16 protein-coding genes and 1 pseudogene are annotated in these 16,564 nt (G+C 68.2%); 8 read left to right on the top strand and 9 right to left on the bottom strand.

The genetic code is table 11. The features are described 5' to 3' along the window. Positions 1-226: pseudogene (locus VHB27_RS24735) on the top strand (nitrilotriacetate monooxygenase); the annotation flags it as partial. A 150-nt stretch (positions 227-376) separates the two neighbouring features. On the opposite strand, the gene VHB27_RS24730 reads toward VHB27_RS24735, so the two are convergent. The 3 genes from VHB27_RS24730 to VHB27_RS24720 all read right to left on the bottom strand — a co-directional run bounded on the left by VHB27_RS24730 (position 377) and on the right by VHB27_RS24720 (position 2,728). Then, entirely contained in the window at positions 377-919 is a 543-nt protein-coding gene (locus VHB27_RS24730; protein ID WP_325605704.1) for an NUDIX hydrolase, read from the bottom strand. A gap of 86 nt (positions 920-1,005) precedes the next feature. Continuing rightward, entirely contained in the window at positions 1,006-1,359 is a 354-nt protein-coding gene (locus VHB27_RS24725) for a hypothetical protein (RefSeq protein ID WP_325605702.1), read from the bottom strand. A gap of 34 nt (positions 1,360-1,393) precedes the next feature. Next, positions 1,394-2,728 (bottom strand): MFS transporter, encoded by a 1,335-nt coding sequence (locus VHB27_RS24720; RefSeq protein WP_325605700.1) that lies wholly within the window; start codon positions 2,726-2,728, stop codon positions 1,394-1,396. 249 nt (positions 2,729-2,977) lie between these two features. On the opposite strand from VHB27_RS24720, the gene VHB27_RS24715 reads away from it, so the two are divergent. The 5 genes from VHB27_RS24715 to VHB27_RS24695 all read left to right on the top strand — a co-directional run bounded on the left by VHB27_RS24715 (position 2,978) and on the right by VHB27_RS24695 (position 7,313). Beyond that, complete coding sequence (locus tag VHB27_RS24715) at positions 2,978-3,592, top strand: hypothetical protein (RefSeq protein WP_325605698.1); 615 nt, start codon at positions 2,978-2,980, stop codon at positions 3,590-3,592. A gap of 150 nt (positions 3,593-3,742) precedes the next feature. Continuing rightward, positions 3,743-4,174 (top strand): succinate dehydrogenase, cytochrome b556 subunit, encoded by a 432-nt coding sequence (gene sdhC / locus VHB27_RS24710; protein WP_325605696.1) that lies wholly within the window; start codon positions 3,743-3,745, stop codon positions 4,172-4,174. An 8-nt stretch (positions 4,175-4,182) separates the two neighbouring features. Beyond that, a complete protein-coding gene (gene sdhD, locus VHB27_RS24705) occupies positions 4,183-4,575 on the top strand; it encodes a succinate dehydrogenase, hydrophobic membrane anchor protein (RefSeq protein ID WP_325605694.1) in 393 nt (130 codons plus the stop codon). A gap of 9 nt (positions 4,576-4,584) precedes the next feature. Then, positions 4,585-6,396, top strand: a complete 1,812-nt coding sequence (gene sdhA / locus VHB27_RS24700) for a succinate dehydrogenase flavoprotein subunit (protein ID WP_325605692.1) — start codon at positions 4,585-4,587, stop codon at positions 6,394-6,396. Between the two features lie 134 nt (positions 6,397-6,530). After that, a complete protein-coding gene (locus VHB27_RS24695) occupies positions 6,531-7,313 on the top strand; it encodes a succinate dehydrogenase iron-sulfur subunit (RefSeq protein ID WP_325605689.1) in 783 nt (260 codons plus the stop codon). A 102-nt stretch (positions 7,314-7,415) separates the two neighbouring features. Here VHB27_RS24695 and rsfS read toward each other — a convergent pair whose 3' ends face one another. The 3 genes from rsfS to VHB27_RS24680 are packed head-to-tail and all read right to left on the bottom strand — an operon-like array spanning position 7,416 to position 9,783. Further along, complete coding sequence (gene rsfS, locus VHB27_RS24690) at positions 7,416-7,865, bottom strand: ribosome silencing factor (RefSeq protein WP_325605687.1); 450 nt, start codon at positions 7,863-7,865, stop codon at positions 7,416-7,418. A gap of 59 nt (positions 7,866-7,924) precedes the next feature. Then, positions 7,925-8,524 carry a nicotinate-nucleotide adenylyltransferase gene (locus VHB27_RS24685; protein ID WP_325605706.1) on the bottom strand — a complete coding sequence of 200 codons (600 nt, stop codon included), beginning with the start codon at positions 8,522-8,524 and terminating at the stop codon, positions 7,925-7,927. A gap of 11 nt (positions 8,525-8,535) precedes the next feature. Further along, a complete protein-coding gene (locus VHB27_RS24680) occupies positions 8,536-9,783 on the bottom strand; it encodes a glutamate-5-semialdehyde dehydrogenase (protein WP_325605685.1) in 1,248 nt (415 codons plus the stop codon). Positions 9,784-10,206: 423 nt separating this feature from the next. On the opposite strand from VHB27_RS24680, the gene VHB27_RS24675 reads away from it, so the two are divergent. Next, entirely contained in the window at positions 10,207-11,763 is a 1,557-nt protein-coding gene (locus tag VHB27_RS24675; RefSeq protein ID WP_325605683.1) for an ABC transporter substrate-binding protein, read from the top strand. A gap of 3 nt (positions 11,764-11,766) precedes the next feature. Here VHB27_RS24675 and VHB27_RS24670 read toward each other — a convergent pair whose 3' ends face one another. Then, entirely contained in the window at positions 11,767-12,165 is a 399-nt protein-coding gene (locus tag VHB27_RS24670; RefSeq protein ID WP_325605680.1) for a VOC family protein, read from the bottom strand. Positions 12,166-12,288: 123 nt separating this feature from the next. On the opposite strand from VHB27_RS24670, the gene VHB27_RS24665 reads away from it, so the two are divergent. Beyond that, positions 12,289-13,704 (top strand): FAD-binding oxidoreductase, encoded by a 1,416-nt coding sequence (locus VHB27_RS24665; protein ID WP_325605678.1) that lies wholly within the window; start codon positions 12,289-12,291, stop codon positions 13,702-13,704. 6 nt (positions 13,705-13,710) lie between these two features. On the opposite strand, the gene VHB27_RS24660 is transcribed toward VHB27_RS24665, so the two are convergent. Continuing rightward, positions 13,711-14,670 carry an esterase gene (locus tag VHB27_RS24660; RefSeq protein WP_325605676.1) on the bottom strand — a complete coding sequence of 320 codons (960 nt, stop codon included), beginning with the start codon at positions 14,668-14,670 and terminating at the stop codon, positions 13,711-13,713. 366 nt (positions 14,671-15,036) lie between these two features. After that, positions 15,037-16,564, bottom strand: a 1,528-nt coding sequence (locus tag VHB27_RS24655) for a transglutaminase family protein (RefSeq protein ID WP_325605674.1), incomplete at its 5' end; no start/stop codon positions are given.

Here is a 16,564-nt window from a genome sequence, read left to right as displayed (position 1 = left end):
CGGGACGCCGACCAGCATCGCCGACGAGATGCAGGCGTGGTTCGAGGGTCGCGGCGCCGACGGGTTCCTGGTGCATCCCGCAACGCTGCCCGGCGGGCTGGACGACTTCGTCGACCTGGTGGTGCCGGAGTTGCAGGATCGGGGCCTGTTCCGGCACGAATACGCGGGAACGACGCTACGGGACAACCTGGGCCTGGACGTGCCGGAAAGCCGCTACGCCGCCTGAGCGGGCCGCAGTCGCGCCGGCGTCCGTCCATGGCGCAGCCGCGTCGGCACCCGTCCATGGCGCAGTCGCGCCGGCGTCCGTCCATGGCGCAGTCGCGCCGACGTCCGTCCATGGCGCAGTCGCGCCGGCGTCCGTCCATACGGAACGCCGCTACAGAAGTCCCTTCAGGCGCAGCAGGCCGAAGGTCGCCAGCGTCATCGCCTCGTTCACCACGCCGTCGCGGACCATCGACTCGAACACCGGCAGCGGGAATTCACGGCTGATCATGTCCTGTTCGGTGATCTCCCGCTCCGTCTCCTGCTGGGAGAGGTCGGTGGCCAGGAAGACATGGCCGCGCTGGCTGCAGTAGCCGGGGCCTTGGAAGACCACGCCCGCGTGGTGCATCGCGCCGGCGACGAGGCCCGTCTCCTCCCGCAGTTCGCGTGCGGCGACCAGCGCGGGGTCGGCATCGGGCCGCTCGTCCCACATGCCCATGGGAAATTCCCAGATCCGAGCCTGGATGGGGTAGCGGAATTGCTCGACAAGGGTGATGTGGCCGTCGCGCAGGGGGACCACGATGACGAAGTCGCTGCGCTCCACGACGCCGAATACGCTTTCGGTCCCGTCGGGCAGCCGGATGCTGTCCTCCCGCAGGCGGGTCCAGCGATTGGCATAGGCAATGCGGGAGGAGAGCGTTTCGTAAGGGCTGGTCACGCGCGGGGCATCATCGCTGTCGGGAAGGGGTGGCCCTTTCTATCCGCTGCGGTCGGTCCCCGTCACATGTTTTCGTACCCCCGGGCCTACCGGTCCCCGCGCGGGGACGCCACCGTCACCGCCGGCGTGACCGGAGACGGCGCGTTGGGCGGCGGCGCACGATCCTCGTCGCCCTGCGCCTCCAGGTAGGGACCCGGCAAAGACCCCGCCGGCAGCGCCGCTCGGCAACCCGGCATGCCGTCGGGCGGCACGATCGTCTCGTCAAGCGTCCTGTCGGGCAGCGTCCTGTCGGGCAGCGTCCTGTCGGGCGCCTCGCCGCCGCCCCGGGTCTCGCTTTCCGGACCGACGGCGCGCCCTTCGTCCGCCGGCGGCGTGCCGGAGGTCCCGCCGGCAGGCGTCTCGCCCTTGATGTCGTCGATAGGAGCCACGATGGGTGCCATGCCGGGGTAACGGCCTGGCACCCGGCGGGTTCCCCTACCGCGACGACAGCGCGGCGCCGTGCCGCTCCAGCCGCCGGTCGTGACCCAGCGCCACCAGGACGATCGCGCTCACCAGCGCGCCCATGGCGATCGACAGCAGCCCCAGGGTGAAGCTGCCGGTGGCGTCCTTGATGCTGCCCATCATGAAGGGGCCAAGGAAGCCGCCCAGATTGCCGACCGCGTTGATCAGGGCGATGCCGCCCGCCGCCGCGGTGCCCGACAGCATCGCCGTGGGCAGGGTCCAGAAGGTCGGCGCGATCGCCGCCTGCCCCATCTGGCCCAGGATGATCGCCACCATCATCAGGATGGGGTCATGCAGCAGCACGCAGACCGCCAGCCCGGCGAAATTCAGGAAACAGGCCGCGGCGGCGTGCAGCGGCCGTTCCCCCGTGCGGTCGGAGTGCAGGCCCCACAGGACCATCGCCACGCCGCCCGCGGCGAAGGGCAGCGCGCTGATCAGGCCGTTCAGTCCGGGACCGACGCCGAACCGCTGGACGATCTGCGGCAGGAACAGCACCAGCCCGTACCCGGTCACGTTCTGCCCGAAATACACCAGCGTCAGCAGCCAGACCCGCGGATTGACCAGCGCCTCCTTCAACTCGTAGCGCCGGATCGACTCCTTGTGCGTCCGCTCCGCCGCCAACCGGCGCATCAGCCAATCCCGCTGGTCCGGCCGCAGCCACTTCGCGTCGGCCGGGCTGTCGGTCAGGCAGAAATAGGTGATCAAGCCCACGATGACGGCCGGCGCGGCCTCCAGGATGAACAGCCATTGCCAGTCGGCGAGGCCCAAACGCGGGCCCAGGGTCAGGATCTGGCCGGAGATGATGGAGCCGGACACGATCGAGATCGGAATCGCCGTCATGAAGATCCCGATCATCCGCGAGCGGTAGGCCGACGGGAACCACCAGGTCAGGAACAGGATGATGCCGGGGTAGAATCCGGCTTCCGCGAGGCCCAGCAGGAAGCGGATCGCGAAGAACGACCAGGCGCCCTGCACGAACGCCGTCGCCGCCGAGATCAGGCCCCAGGTGACCAGGATGCGTGCGATCCAGCGGCGCGCGCCGACCCGCTCCAGGATCAGGTTGGACGGGATCTCCGCCAGGAAGTAGCCGAAGAAGAAGATGCCGCCGCCGATGCCGAAGACCTCGGCCGTCAGGCCCAGCGCCTTGTTCATGTTGAGCGCGGCGAAGCCGACATTGACCCGGTCGAGATAGGCGGCGAAGTAGCCGGCCATCAGCAGCGGGATCAGGCGCCATGCCACCCGGCGCAGCGTCTCCCGCTCCAACTCGGCCTCTCCGTCGGCCACCTTACCCGTGTTCGTGCTGTCCATGTGTCCTCCCTTGGCGCCTGTCGGGCCTTTGGACGTCCATGGAAGCGCTATTCCCCCTGGCTGGCCAGACCGCGGACCGGGGCGGAACGGGGGCGGAACGGCGGCTTTCGCCGTGGCGACGGGCCGATCCCGGCCTTTCCCCTATTGGACCGACGGATGATTTCGGTCATCAAGTTCTTGAGCGCCACGGTTTTGCTGTGCAAAGTCCGCCGCGCCAGCAATGGCTTGATTTTCAACGGAGCCTGTTCGATGCGCCGCGTCGCCCTGCTTGGTCTGATCCTGTGCCTGTCCGGCTGCGGCTATAAGACCTGGTCCGATCCGCCGTTCACCACGGGGACCAATCCCAACCTGCCGGACACCGACAGCGAGAACGTCCAGCGCGTTCTGGGACACCAGGTGAACGCCACGCCCATCGCCCCCGAAGCCGGCAATATCTGGCCGGGGCCGCTGCCGCCCTCGCCGACGCTGGGCGACCTGGAGCGTGAGAGCGGCGGGGCGCAGCCGCAATTGCCGACCCTGGGCTCGCCGCTGAGCCGGGGCGAGTTCCCGCCATCGCTGCCGCAGACGCCCAGCCAGGGCAGTTCCACGCCGCCGCCGGGCGGGAGCGCGGTGCCGCCGGCGGCCACGACGGCGCCGCCGCTGTCGAGCTATGCCGCGCCGGCCGCCAAGCCGCCCGCGGCGGTGCCGGGCGGGAAGGTGCTGCAGACGCCCGGCGGCCCGTCGGTCACGACCGGCGGCGGCCCCGGCTACAACACGGCGATCCAGCCGGGGGGCGGGCAGTCGATCGTCGTGCCGAACGGGAACGGCACCAGCACGGTGATCCATGCCGACGGCCGAATCGAGACCATCCCGACGCCCAAATAATCCGGTTCGCCGTCCCCTGGACGGATCGGTGTTTCATGCCGCCGCCGCAACCCTCCCAAGCGGGGCGGCGCGCGGGACGGCTTGTTGACCCCTTGCCGGACGGGGACTATTGACCCTGACGATCCTACACTGAACCGACTGGAGCCGTCGTTGAGAGACGTACGCGATGCGCTGATGGTGGCGCGCAACACGGACGGTAAGCTGGTCAACCGTCCCCTGTCTCCCCACCTGCAAATCTATCGCTGGCCGATCAGCATGGCGCTGTCGATCCTGCACCGCGCGACCGGCATCGCGCTGGGGGTCGGCACGCTGCTGCTGACCTGGTGGCTGGTGGCGGCGGCGACCTCGCCGCAGGCCTTCGACGCGGCGCAGGGCTTCATCGGCTCGCCGATCGGGCTGCTGCTGCTGTTCGGCTGGTCGGTGGCGCTGATCTTCCATTTCTTCAGCGGCATCCGCCACCTGGCCTGGGACCTGGGCTATGGGTTCGAGGCGCCGCATTACGACAACTCAGGCAAGGCCGTCCTGATCGCCACCGCCGTCGCGGTGGTCCTGGTCTGGGCCGTCGGCCTGTCGGTTTGGTGAGGCCGGACATGGCAAACCCGCATATCGACATCTACCGTTCGCCGCTGGGCCGAGCCCGTGGGGCGGGCGCGGCGAAGCACGGAGTCGGGGAGTGGCTGGCGGCACGGATCGAGGCCGTCGCGCTGGTTCCGCTGACGATCTGGTTCATCTTCTCCGTCATACATCTGTCGGGCGCCTCGCATGCCCAGGTCGTGGCCTGGATGCAGTCGCCCTGGACCATGGCCCTGATGATCGCCCTGGTCGGAACGATGTTCCACCACCTGCAGCTCGGCTTGCAGAACGTCATCGAGGACTACATCCACGATGACCACATCAAGTGGGCGTCGCTGGTCGCCAACAAGGCGGTCTGCGTGCTGCTGGCGCTGGCCTGCATCGTTTCGGTTCTGAAGATCGGCTTGTAAGGCTCCGTCATGAACGCCATCACCCTGCCCTCCTCCGGGGCGTACAACATCGTCGATCACACCTATGACGTGGTGGTCGTCGGCGCCGGCGGCTCCGGCCTGCGCGCCACTTTCGGCATGAGCGCGGCGGGGCTGCGCACCGCCTGCATCACCAAGGTGTTCCCGACGCGCAGCCACACCGTGGCGGCGCAGGGCGGCATCGGCGCCGCGCTGGGCAACATGGGTGAGGACGACTGGCGCTGGCACATGTACGACACCGTCAAGGGGTCGGACTGGCTGGGCGACCAGGACGCGATCGAATACATGTGCCGCGAGGCGATCCCGGCGGTCTACGAACTGGAACATTTCGGCGTGCCGTTCAGCCGCACGGAAGACGGCAAGATCTACCAGCGCCCCTTCGGCGGCCACATGAAGGACTACGGCAAGGAGCCGGCGATGCGCGCCTGCGCCGCCGCCGACCGCACCGGCCACGCCATCCTGCACACGCTGTACCAGCAAAGCCTGAAGCACGGCGTCGAGTTCTTCATCGAATATTTCGCCATGGACCTCATCATGGATGAGGACGGCGCCTGCCGCGGCGTCATGGCCTGGTGCCTGGAAGACGGTTCGATCCACCGCTTCCGCGCGCAGACCGTGGTGATGGCGACCGGCGGCTATGGCCGCACCTTCCTGTCCTGCACCTCGGCGCATACCTGCACGGGCGACGGCACCGGCATGGTGCTGCGCGCCGGCCTGCCGGCACAGGACATGGAGTTCGTGCAGTTCCACCCCACCGGCATCTTCCCCGCCGGCTGCCTGATCACCGAAGGCGCGCGCGGCGAAGGCGGCTACCTGACCAACGCCGCCGGCGAGCGGTTCATGGAACGCTATGCCCCGACCGCCAAGGACCTGGCGAGCCGCGACGTCGTCTCCCGCTCCATGACCATCGAGATCGCCGAGGGCCGCGGCTGCGGGCCGAACAAGGACCACATCATGCTCCATCTGGAGCATCTCGGCGCCGACCTGCTGCATGAGCGGCTGCCGGGCATCTCGGAGACGGCGAAGGTGTTCGCCGGGGTCGAGGTGACCAAGGAGCCGATCCCGGTGCTGCCGACCGTGCACTACAACATGGGCGGCATCCCGACGAATGTGCATACGGAAGTGTTGCGGCCGACCAAGGAGAACCCGGACGCCGTGATCCGCGGCCTGATGGCGGTCGGCGAGGCGGCCTGCGTGTCGGTCCACGGCGCCAACCGGCTGGGCACCAACTCGCTGCTCGACCTGGTCGTGTTCGGCCGGGCGGCGGCGCACCGGGCGGCGGAGACGATCAAGCCAGGCGCCAGCCAGGCGCCCCTGCCGCCGAAGGCCGGCGAAGCGTCGCTGGAGCGGTTCGACCGCACCCGGTACGCGAAGGGCGGGACCAAGGTCGCGGAACTGCGGCTGAGCATGCAGCGCGCCATGCAGACGCACGCGGCGGTGTTCCGGTCCTCGAAGTCGCTGGTCGAGGGCGTGGACAAGATGAAGCAGGTCTGGAGCGGGATGACGGACATGTCCGTGTCCGACCGCAGCCTGATCTGGAACAGCGACCTGATGGAGGCGCTGGAGCTGCACAACCTGATGGGCAGCGCCATGGTCACCATGGTCGGCGCCGAGGCCCGTACGGAAAGCCGCGGCGCGCACGCGCACGACGACTATCCGGAACGCGACGACGCCAACTGGATGAAGCACACGCTGGCCTGGTGCGGCGACGACGGGTCGGTGACCCTGGATTACCGCCCGGTGAAGATGCAGACGCTGACCAACGAGGTGTCGGTGTTCCCGCCGAAGAAGCGGGTTTACTGATCAGGAGGCGGGGGCGAACGATCGTCTCGCGTCATGGCCGGACCTGGCCTCGGACGCGACACGGTCGGTACCCGCGATGAACGAGACGCCGGCGCAAGTCATGGAACGGCAAGTCATGGAACGGCAGGAATAAAATGGTCGCTTTCAACCTTCCCCTGAACAGCCGCATCACCAACGGGCAGACCTTCAAGGCCCCGCCCGGCGCCAAGCGGGTGCGGGAGTTCAAGATCTACCGCTGGAGCCCGGACGACGGGAAGAACCCGCGCACCGACACCTATGAGATCGACCTGGACGCCTGCGGCCCGATGGTCCTGGACGCGCTGATCAAGATCAAGAACGAGGTCGATCCGACCCTGACCTTCCGCCGCTCCTGCCGCGAGGGCATCTGCGGGTCCTGCGCGATGAACATCGACGGCGGCAACACGCTGGCCTGCCTCAAGCCGATCGAGGAGGTGAAGGGCACCGTCAAGATCCACCCGCTGCCGCACATGCCGGTGGTCAAGGACCTCGTGCCCGACCTGTCGCAGGTCTATGCCCAGTACCAGTCGGTGAAGCCTTGGATGCAGGCCGACACCCCGCCGCCCCCGGATGGCGAGCGGCTGCAAAGCAAGGAAGAGCGCGCCAAGCTGGACGGGATGTGGGAATGCATCCTGTGCTTCTGCTGCTCGACCTCCTGCCCCAGCTACTGGTGGAACGGCGACCGCTACCTCGGCCCGGCGGTGCTGCTGCAGGCCTATCGCTGGATCGCCGATTCGCGCGACGAGGCGACCGGCGAGCGGTTGGACGAGCTGGAAGACCCGTTCAAGCTGTACCGCTGCCACACGATCATGAACTGCACGGATACCTGCCCCAAGGGGCTGAACCCGGCGAAGGCGATCGCGTCGATCAAGCAGATGATCGCGGAGCGGCACGGCTAGGGCCGCTTCACGCCAACCGGGAAGCTCCGTCCCATGGCCTGGCGCGACCGGGCCATCCTGCCTGCATGACCGGGCCGCGCGGCGGCTTCGGCCGGACAAGCGCTAGACCGCTTCGTCCAGGTCCTCGCCCCACATGCGCTCCAGCGCATAGGTCGTCCGCGCTTCGGGCTTGAACAGGTGGACGATGATGTCGCCCGCGTCGATCAGCACCCAGTCGGAGCCGTTGGCGCCCTCGACCAGCACGCGCTTCAGGCCGGCCTCACGCAGCTTCTCGCTCAGATGCTGCGCCATGGCGCTGATCTGGCGGTCGGCCAGGCCGGTCGCGATCACCATCCGGTCGCAGAACATCGCCTTCCCGGCGAGGTCCAGCGTGACGATGTTCTCGGCCTTGTCGTCCTCCAGGCTGGCGACGATCACGCCCTGCAGCCGGTCAAGCTCCGACGGCGCCGCCTTCACGCGCTTGGGGCGAGGCGTCTTCGGACCGGCCGCGACGGCTTTCTTGCGCACCGAACCGGGCGCGCTCCCGGCCTCGGGCAGTTTCGGCTTGGCCACCGTCTTGCGCGGCGCCGGCTTGTGGCGCGCGGGGGACGGCGAGAGCTTTGTCGTCTTGGCTATGGCACGTTTCCTTTGGCGGCTTGGCGGATGGCGGTCGCCGAAGTCGGATCCTGCCGCTCCGGCAGGAACACCCACCCCGGCGCTCGGTTCGGCAACAGGCAGGCCTGCCGCACCGGTCGTCGCCAGCGGCCTAGCCGATGCGCCGCCTGTCCCGCAAGCGCGCGATGCGTATAACTGGGCCGGGGCAGCACAACGAAGCCCAGGCTGTGGGCGATATCCACCCAGCGCCGCCAGCGCGGAAGCTGCTCCAGGATGTCGGCGCCCATGATCCAGACGAAGCGGATGCGCGGAAAGCGGCGGCGCAGCTCGCGGATCGTGTCGACCGTATAGCGGGTGCCGAACGCGGCCTCGATCCCGGTCGCGACGATCTGGCGCTGTCCGCCGATCCTGGCCGCGCCGGCCAGCCGCTGCGCGAACGGCGCCATGCCGTCGACCGGTTTCAGCGGATTGCCCGGAGACACCAGCAGCCAGACCTGATCGAGACCCAGCCGCCGGAGCGCCAGTTCGGCGATATGGCGATGGCCGCCATGCGCCGGGTTGAACGACCCGCCCAGCAGGCCGACCCGGATGCGGCGGCGGTCGCCGAAACGGGGGATGGGGCCGAGGTTCAGGGGCGTATCTGTCCGGTGCCTGTGACGACGTAGCGGTATGTCGTCAGTTGCTCCAGCCCCACCGGCCCGCGGGCATGGATGCGGCCGGTGGCGATGCCGATCTCGGCCCCGAAGCCGAACTCGCCGCCGTCGCAGAACTGGGTGGAGGCGTTCCACAGCGCCACCGCGCTGTCCACGCCACGCAGGAAGGCGTCGGCCGCGGCGGCGTCCTCGGTGATGATGGCGTCGGTGTGCTCGCTGCCGTGGTGGGCGATGTGGGCCAGCGCGCCGTCGACGCCGTCGACGACGGCGACCGACAGGATGGCGTCGAGCCATTCGGTGTCGAAATCCGCGTCCCGCGCCGCGGTCAACCCGGGCACGATGGCCCGAGCGGCGGTGTCGGCGCGGAAGTCGCAGCCGAGGGCGCGGAGGTCGTCGACGATGGACGGCAGCAGGCCGGGCGCGATGGCGCGGTCGATCAGCAGCGTCTCGGTCGCGCCGCAGATGCCGGTGCGACGCATCTTGGCGTTGGCGACGATCCGGCGCGCCATGGCGGGGTCGGCAGCGGCGTGGATATAGGTGTGGCAGAGGCCCTCGGCATGCGCCAGCACGGGGACGCGCGCCTCGCGCTGCACCCGTTCGACCAGCGACTTGCCGCCGCGGGGGATGATCAGGTCGATCAGCCCGGCGCCGGCCAGCATCGCGGCGACATAGGCGCGATCGGCGTTGGGGGCGGTCTGCACGGCGGCCGGCGGCAGGCCGGCAGCAGCGATGCCCGTCTGCAGGGCCGCGTTGATCTCCGCGGCACTGCGGATGCTGTCCGACCCGCCGCGCAGGATGACGGCGTTGCCGGATTTCAGGCACAGCGCCGAGGCGTCCGCCCCGACATTCGGGCGGCTTTCGTAGATCATGCCGATGACCCCGATCGGCGCGGCGATCCGCCGGATGCGCAGCCCGTTCGGGCGGGTCCAGTCGGCCAGCGTCCGGTCCAGCGGGTCCGGCAGCTCCGCAACGTCCTCCAGGCCCTTCGCCATCGCCTCGACCCTGGCCGGGGTGAGCGTCAGGCGGTCGCGGAAGGCGGCGGTGCCGGCATAGGCGGCAACGTCCGCCTCGTTGGCGGCGAGGATCGGGTGCATCCGCTCCCGCAGGGCGTCGCCCATGGCACGCAGCGCGGCGTTGCGGGCCGTCGCGGGGCTGCGCGCGAGGACACGGCTCGCGTCCCGCGCCGCGCCGGCCGCCTGGGTCAGGTGTTCGTTCGCGTCCATTGCACCAATCTGCCGAGGAAACGGTTGGCTTTCCAGGGGGATGATGCCCCTTTTTGCTGGACCCTGCCATGCCACGGCCCGGTCGTGGTGACGGACCTGCGCCTCATGGAGGTTCCGCACCCGTCATGGCGGGCGAAGGACCACGCGCGCTGAGACACCCGTCATGCGGCACCGGCCTTCCGTCATGGCAGGTGCAGGCCCGCCATGACGGCATCCGCGAGGCCCTCCGGCCGTCATGACGGGAAGGCGTCCGGGAGGCCAGCCGTCCCAAGTCCTGCCGCCAAACCCTGCCCCCAAGTCCTGCCGCCCCTTGGCATATCGATTGCAGCGCCTTCCCCTTCGTATGGACATTCCGTCCTACACACGTTCGCGGGAGTCATGCCGATGCTCGACCGACGCCGTTTCCTCCTCACGACAGCCGCCATGGCGGCCCCCCTGCCCGTCGAGGCCGCCACCGGCGGCGTGCTGCGTATCGCGATGACCGCGGCCGACCTGCCGACGGTGACGGGCATCCCGAACAACGGCGGCGAGGGTTATCGCTTCCTCGGCTACCCCGTCTACGACGCGCTGGTGAACTGGGACTACGCGCATCCCAACGAACTCGCCGACGTGACCCCCGGCGTCTTCGAATCCTGGACGATCGATCCGGGCAACCCCACCCGCTGGATCTTCAAGCTGCGCGCGGGCGTCTCGTTCCACGACGGCTCGCCCCTGGTCATGGACGACGTCGTCTGGAACCTGCGGCGGGTCTGGGACAAGGACGCGCCGCAATTCGATCCGCAATCGTCGCCGATCGTGCGATCGGTGGTGAACGTGCTGGATCGGTGGGAAAAGATCGACGATGGGAAGATCGCGATCTTCACCAAGACGCCATTCAGCTTCTTCCCCTACATGCTGACCTACAACCTGATGGCCAGCCCGCGGCAATGGGACAAGATGGGGAAAAGCTGGGCCGGCTTCGCCAAGGCCCCGTCCGGCACCGGTCCGTTCAAGATCAGCCGCGTCGTTCCGGGTCAGTATGTCGAAATGGTACGCAACGAAAATTACTGGAACAAGGCACGCATCCCGAAGATCGAGCGTATGATCGTCTATCCGATGGCCGAGGCGACCACGCGCCTCGCCGCCCTGCGGTCGGGCCAGGTGGATTGGATCGAAGTGCCCCCGCCCGACGCCATCCCGTCCCTGCGGCAGGCTGGCTTCGACATCAGCCTGTGGCCGTATCCGCATTGCTATCCTTATGTCCTGAACTGCGCGCCGGGCACGGTCTTCAACGACGTCCGCCTGCGGCAGGCGTTGAATTTCGCCATCGATCGCGACGGGCTGTGCTCGATGCTGAACGGCACGGCGAAGCCGGCGTATGGCTTCTATCCGCCGGACAATCCCATCTTCGGCAAGCCAACCCTCCGTTACGGCCACGATCCGGATCGCGCCCGAGCGCTGCTGCGCGAGGCAGGGTACGGACCCGACAAGCCGGCGCATGCGAAGATCATGATCTCGACCTCGGGGTCGGGGCAGATGGTGCCTATCCCGATGAACGAGTTCCTGCAACAGAATTTCGCCGCCGTCGGCTTCAACGTCGAGTTCGATGTCGTCGAATGGGGTACGATGATCATCGCTCGGCGCAGCCCGCAAAGCCAGCAGACGTCACACGGCGATGACGGGCTGAACAACAGCCTGGGCTTCGCCGACCCGTCGACGATGTTCCGCCTGTTCGCCAGCTCCTGCTTTCCGCCCGCCGGCCAGAACTGGGGCAAATTCACCGATCCCGAGTTCGACGACGCGGCGGCCCGCTCGCAGTTGACGTTCGACAAGACCGAACAGTTGAAACTTCTTCAGCGCCAGCACGAGATCATCGTCGACAAGGCGGCGTTTCTTTTCATCTGCCACGACCTGAACCCGCGGGCGATGAGTGCCAAGGTGAAGAACTTCCAGCCGGCGCAGAGCTGGTCGCAGGATTTCACGCAGGTGACCGTGCGCTGACGGTTATTTCTGCACGATCTCCACCATGATCCCCTCCGGTCCCCGCACGAAGGCCAGCCGCAGCCCCGGGCTGCGGGTCAGCGGCCCGATCGCGATGTCCGCGCCTTGCGCCCGCAATTCCTCGCAGGCGGCGTCGACGTCATCGACGGTGAAGCCGACATGCTCCAGGCCGAAATACGGGAACGGCGGCGCGGCGGCGGTCGGGTCGTCGGGGTGTTTCGGCGCCAGCAGGATGCGCTGGCCGCCGGCATCGATGGCGATCCGCTTCTGCCCCGGATACAGCGTCCCCGGCGGATAGACGTCGCGCTTCACCGACGCGCCGAAAAACCGCTCGAAGAAGGTCGCGATCGCCTCGGCATCGGCGGTCCGGTAGTGGATGTGGTCCCAGTCGTAGCGGCGCATGAGGGTCCCTCCCTGGTGACCGGGAAAGATTACGGCCTGCGGCTCCCACGGCAAGATTTGGACCCGGCGGTCTTGGACCCGAGGGGGAAGCCGGGCTAAGTCAGGGCGAGAAAGGAAACCTCCATGCCCGATGCCAGCCTGTTGAACGCGATCCGCTCCATTGTCGGCGACAAGGGCATGCTGACCGATCCCGGCGACACGGCCCCTTATTCCGAGGACTGGCGGCGCCTGTATCACGGCAGGACGGCGGCGGTGATCCGCCCGGGCAGCACCGAGGAACTGGCCGCCGTGGTGAAGCTCTGCGCCGAGACGGGCACGCCGGTCGTGCCGCAAGGCGGCAACACCTCGATGGTCGGCGGTGCCGTCCCGGCCGAGGACGGGTCGGAGCTGATCCTGTCCACCGCGCGGCTGAACCGGATCCGCGACCTGGACACCGCCGACATGACGCTGACGATCGAGGCCGGGGTCACGCTGAAAGCCGCCCAGATGGCCGCCGCCGAGGCAGGGTGCCTGCTGCCGCTGTCGATCTCCTCGGAAGGCACCGCGCAGATCGGCGGCGTGCTGGCGGTCAACGCCGGCGGCAACAACACAGTGCGCTATGGCAACGCGCGCGACCTGGTGCTGGGGCTGGAGGTGGTGCTGCCCGACGGCACGACCTGGAACGGGCTGCGCCGGCTGCGCAAGGACAACACCGGCTATTGCCTGCGCCAGCTTTTCGTCGGCGCCGAGGGCACGCTGGGCATCATCACCGCCGCAGTGCTGAAGCTCGCGCCGCAACCGCAGGAGGTCGCGGTCGCACTGTGCGGCGTGCCGTCGGTCCAGGCGGCGCTGGCGCTGTTCACCCGGTTCCAGGCGCACGACGCGGCCTCGATCAGCGCGTTCGAGCTGATGTCGGGCCAAGGCATGTCGTTCGTGCTGCGCCACATCCCCGGCGCCGTGCTGCCGCTGGAAAGCGCGGCGCCGTTCTATGTCCTGGTCGAGCTGGCCACTCCCCGGCCCGAGGCCGGGCTGCGTGCGATGCTGGAAACGATCCTGGAAACCGCACTGGGCGACGACACAATCCTGGACGCCGCCATCGCCGAGTCCGACGCGCAGCGCGCCGCGATCTGGAAGTTGCGCGAGGAACATTCGGAAGCGCAGAAGCGCGAGGGCGCCAGCGTGAAGAACGACGTTTCGGTTCCGGTGTCGAAAGTGCCGGCCTTCATCGAAAAGGCCACCGCCGCCTGCGAAAAACTGCTGCCCGGCGTACGCGTCGTGCCGTTCGGCCACATGGGCGACGGCAACATCCACTTCAACCTGGAACAGCCCGAAGGCAGCGACGCCGCCTGGTTCCTGGCACAGGACCACGCGATCATGGACGCGGTGAACGAGGTGGTGCGGGAATTCGACGGCAGCTTCTCGGCCGAACACGGGGTCGGCAAGCTGAAGCCCTATATGATGCCGGACTGGCGCGGTGGGGCGGAGCTGGCGTTGATGCAGCGGATCAAGGCGGCGATCGATCCGCGCGGGATCATGAACCCAGGCAAGGTGCTGCCGTAGCCGGCACTACCGCATCAGGCCGACCCGCGTCATCCAGGCCTGCACCCGTTCGGCCACCGTGTCGGAATTCCTGTCCATCATCGGGAAATGCGAGTTCCCGCGTATGCCAAGCGCCGGCAGGTCCAGCACGTCGGCGGTGCTGCCGGCGGCGCGCAGGGCGGCGACGTACCGGTTCACGCGCGCCATGATGCCCTGCCAGAACGGATTGCCGTCCAGGTAGTCGCCCAGCACCAGCAGGTGCGGCACCTGGCGCAGCACCGTCAGGTCCAGCCCTTCCGGGTCGGGCGCGCCGGACGGCTCGACCGCGATGACGGCCCGCACCAGGCCGGGTGCGTGCAGCGCGGCGGTGTAGCCGAAATTGCCGCCCTGGCTGTGCGTGACGATGACGCTGGGACCGACCTTGGCGACCAGCGCGTCATAGGCCGCCTGGGTCGGGGCGTCGTTCATCCCCCAGCGGGGGACGACCTGCTTGGCGAACTGATCGAAGCAATCGATCGGGAACTGCGCCCCCGGAAAACCCCGGCGCGTGGCATAGGCTTCGGGCGCGCCGAACCGGAACAGCTCCCAGCATTCCTGCTTGGAACGGAAATGCGGTCCCTCCGCATAAATCTCCGGATATCGGGACCATCCCGCTCGGCCGCGCTCCACGGCGTCGGAGACGAAGACGTCGTGGCCGGCGCGCAGGAACCAGGACTGCCAGCCGGGATGACCGTCCGGCTTCGTCTCCCACGTCGTGCCGGTCATGCCGCCGCCATGCCATAGCAGCAGCGGCCAGCGCGCTTTCGGATCGGCCAGCCGGACATACTGCGCGTAAAGCTGCCCGGTCTCGTAGTCGCCGTCAGCGGAAAAGGCCTGGGCTTCCGCGCCTCGGGTCAGGACCAGCGTCCGGGGTGGAAGGCCGGCCAGCGAGACGTTGTGGCCGCCGATATGGAAGCTGCCGATGTCCGTGACCCGCAAGACGCTCATAGCTGGTTCCCCCTGTCGATTTTGCTGGACGCGATCAGCATGCCGTTGTATGAAGCCGTCATTGAACACGTATAAGTTGTATACATGAAGGCTGCTTCGCTTTACGAGGCAATGGCTGATGTCTTGATGCCCGTATGACCACGCCCGCCAGACCGATACCCGAAGCCTTATTCCTAGCTGACGATTTCAAACAAGCGGACAATCGATTACCGCAGGATAGAATGGCAGCGGCTTTTTTTGATACCGGTTGTCGACAGGCAGGGCGTGGTCGTGAAAGGGAGCTCGAACCGGCTCCCTTGCCGGCGCGGCCTGGCTTGTTCCGGCCAGGGCAATGGGCCCGCAACCGGCAGGTGGTCCCTTCCCCCCTTAAACCCGTCGCAAATCCAGCGTCCTCGGGTGCTCCCGCGACCGCTCCACCACCGGCTCCGGCATCGGTCCCGGCGTGTGGCCGAACGGGAAGAAGCGTGCCCGCCGCCGGGCTTCGGCTTCGTTGGCGTTGACCGGGAAGGTCTCGTAGCTCCGCCCGCCCGGATGCACGACGTGGTAGGTCAGCCCGCCCAGGCTGCGCCCGTTCCAGCGGTCGTAGATATCGAACACCAGCGGGCTCTGCGGATGGATCAGCGGATGCAGGGAGCTTGGCGGGTTCCACGCCTTGAAGCGCACCCCGCCGACGTAGTCGCCTTCGCGGTCCGTCCGCGTCAGCGGCACCGCCGATCCGTTGCAGGCCAGGACGTAGCGCTCGTCCACCCAGCCTGACACCCGCGCCTGCACCCGTTCGATCGAACTGTCGACGTAGCGGGCGGTGCCGAGGGCGGTCTGCTCTTCGCCGAGGACGTGCCAGGGTTCCAGCGCGTTGCGCAGTTCCAGCGCCATCCCCTTCAGCGCGACCGTGCCGACATGGGGGAAGCGGAACGCCAGGTGCGCCGAGAACCACGCGGGGTCCAGGCCGTAGCCCAGGGATGACAGCTCCTCCAACGCGTCCTTGAAGTCTTCCTCGACGAAATGCGGCAGCATGAAATCGTCGTGGACGCGGGTGCCCCAATGGACCAGCCGGCGCTCATACGGATGGTCCCAGAACGCCGCCAACGTGGAGCGCATCAGCAGCATCTGCGCGGCCGACATCCGAGCATGCGGCGGCATTTCCAGCGCCCGCATTTCCACCAGGCCGCGGCGGCCGGATGACGCGCCGGGCGCGTACATCTTGTCGATGCAGAACTCGGTCCGGTGGGTGTTGCCGGTCATGTCCGCCAGGATGTTGCGGAACAGCCGGTCGGTGATCCAGGGCGCCGTCTCCTGGTAGGGCTTGATGTGGGAGAAGGCGATCTCCAGCTCCGCCACGCTGTCCTGGCGCGCTTCGTCGATGCGCGGATGCTGGCTGGTCGGGCCGATGAACTGGCCGCTGAACAGGTAGGACAGGCTGGGATGGTTGTGCCAGAAGCCCAGCATCGACTTCAGCAGGTCCGGCCGCCGCAGGAACGGGCTGTCGGTCGGGGATGCCGCGCCCATCACCACATGGTTGCCGCCGCCGGTGCCGACATGACGGCCGTCGAGGTTGAACTTCTCGGTCGCCAGGCCGACCTGGCGGGCTTCCTCGTACAGTTCCTCGGTGATGCGCACCTGGTCCGCCCAGTTGTCGACCGGATGGACGTTGACCTCGATGACCCCCGGATCGGGCGTGACCGAGAAATGCAGGATCCGCTCGTCTTCCGGCGGCAGGTAGCCTTCCAGCACGACCTTGCGGCCGAGTTCGGCAGCGGTTTCCTCGACCGCCGCTGTCAGCGACAGCCAGTCCTCCACGGCATAGAGCGGCGGGAAGAACACGTGCAGCAGCCCGTTGTCGCGCGCTTCCACCGCCAGCGCCGTACGCACCAGGCCCGGCTCGCCGGCGCCGACG

This window comes from Rhodopila sp. (genome assembly GCF_035548235.1).
Taxonomy (GTDB): Bacteria; Pseudomonadota; Alphaproteobacteria; order Acetobacterales; family Acetobacteraceae; genus Rhodopila.
The sequence above is the reverse complement of the archived record's forward strand: the minus strand, read 5'-3'. Positions and strand labels throughout refer to the sequence as shown.

Coding starts and splice junctions, on each gene's coding strand:
- VHB27_RS24725 (WP_325605702.1), bottom strand. CDS start 1,359: ATGGCACCCATCGTGGCTCCTATCGACGACATCAAGGGCGAGACGCCT.
- VHB27_RS24720 (WP_325605700.1), bottom strand. CDS start 2,728: ATGGACAGCACGAACACGGGTAAGGTGGCCGACGGAGAGGCCGAGTTG.
- VHB27_RS24715 (WP_325605698.1), top strand. CDS start 2,978: ATGCGCCGCGTCGCCCTGCTTGGTCTGATCCTGTGCCTGTCCGGCTGC.
- sdhD (WP_325605694.1), top strand. CDS start 4,183: ATGGCAAACCCGCATATCGACATCTACCGTTCGCCGCTGGGCCGAGCC.
- sdhA (WP_325605692.1), top strand. CDS start 4,585: ATGAACGCCATCACCCTGCCCTCCTCCGGGGCGTACAACATCGTCGAT.
- VHB27_RS24695 (WP_325605689.1), top strand. CDS start 6,531: ATGGTCGCTTTCAACCTTCCCCTGAACAGCCGCATCACCAACGGGCAG.
- VHB27_RS24680 (WP_325605685.1), bottom strand. CDS start 9,783: ATGGACGCGAACGAACACCTGACCCAGGCGGCCGGCGCGGCGCGGGAC.
- VHB27_RS24675 (WP_325605683.1), top strand. CDS start 10,207: ATGGCGGCCCCCCTGCCCGTCGAGGCCGCCACCGGCGGCGTGCTGCGT.
- VHB27_RS24670 (WP_325605680.1), bottom strand. CDS start 12,165: ATGCGCCGCTACGACTGGGACCACATCCACTACCGGACCGCCGATGCC.
- VHB27_RS24665 (WP_325605678.1), top strand. CDS start 12,289: ATGCCCGATGCCAGCCTGTTGAACGCGATCCGCTCCATTGTCGGCGAC.
- VHB27_RS24660 (WP_325605676.1), bottom strand. CDS start 14,670: ATGAGCGTCTTGCGGGTCACGGACATCGGCAGCTTCCATATCGGCGGC.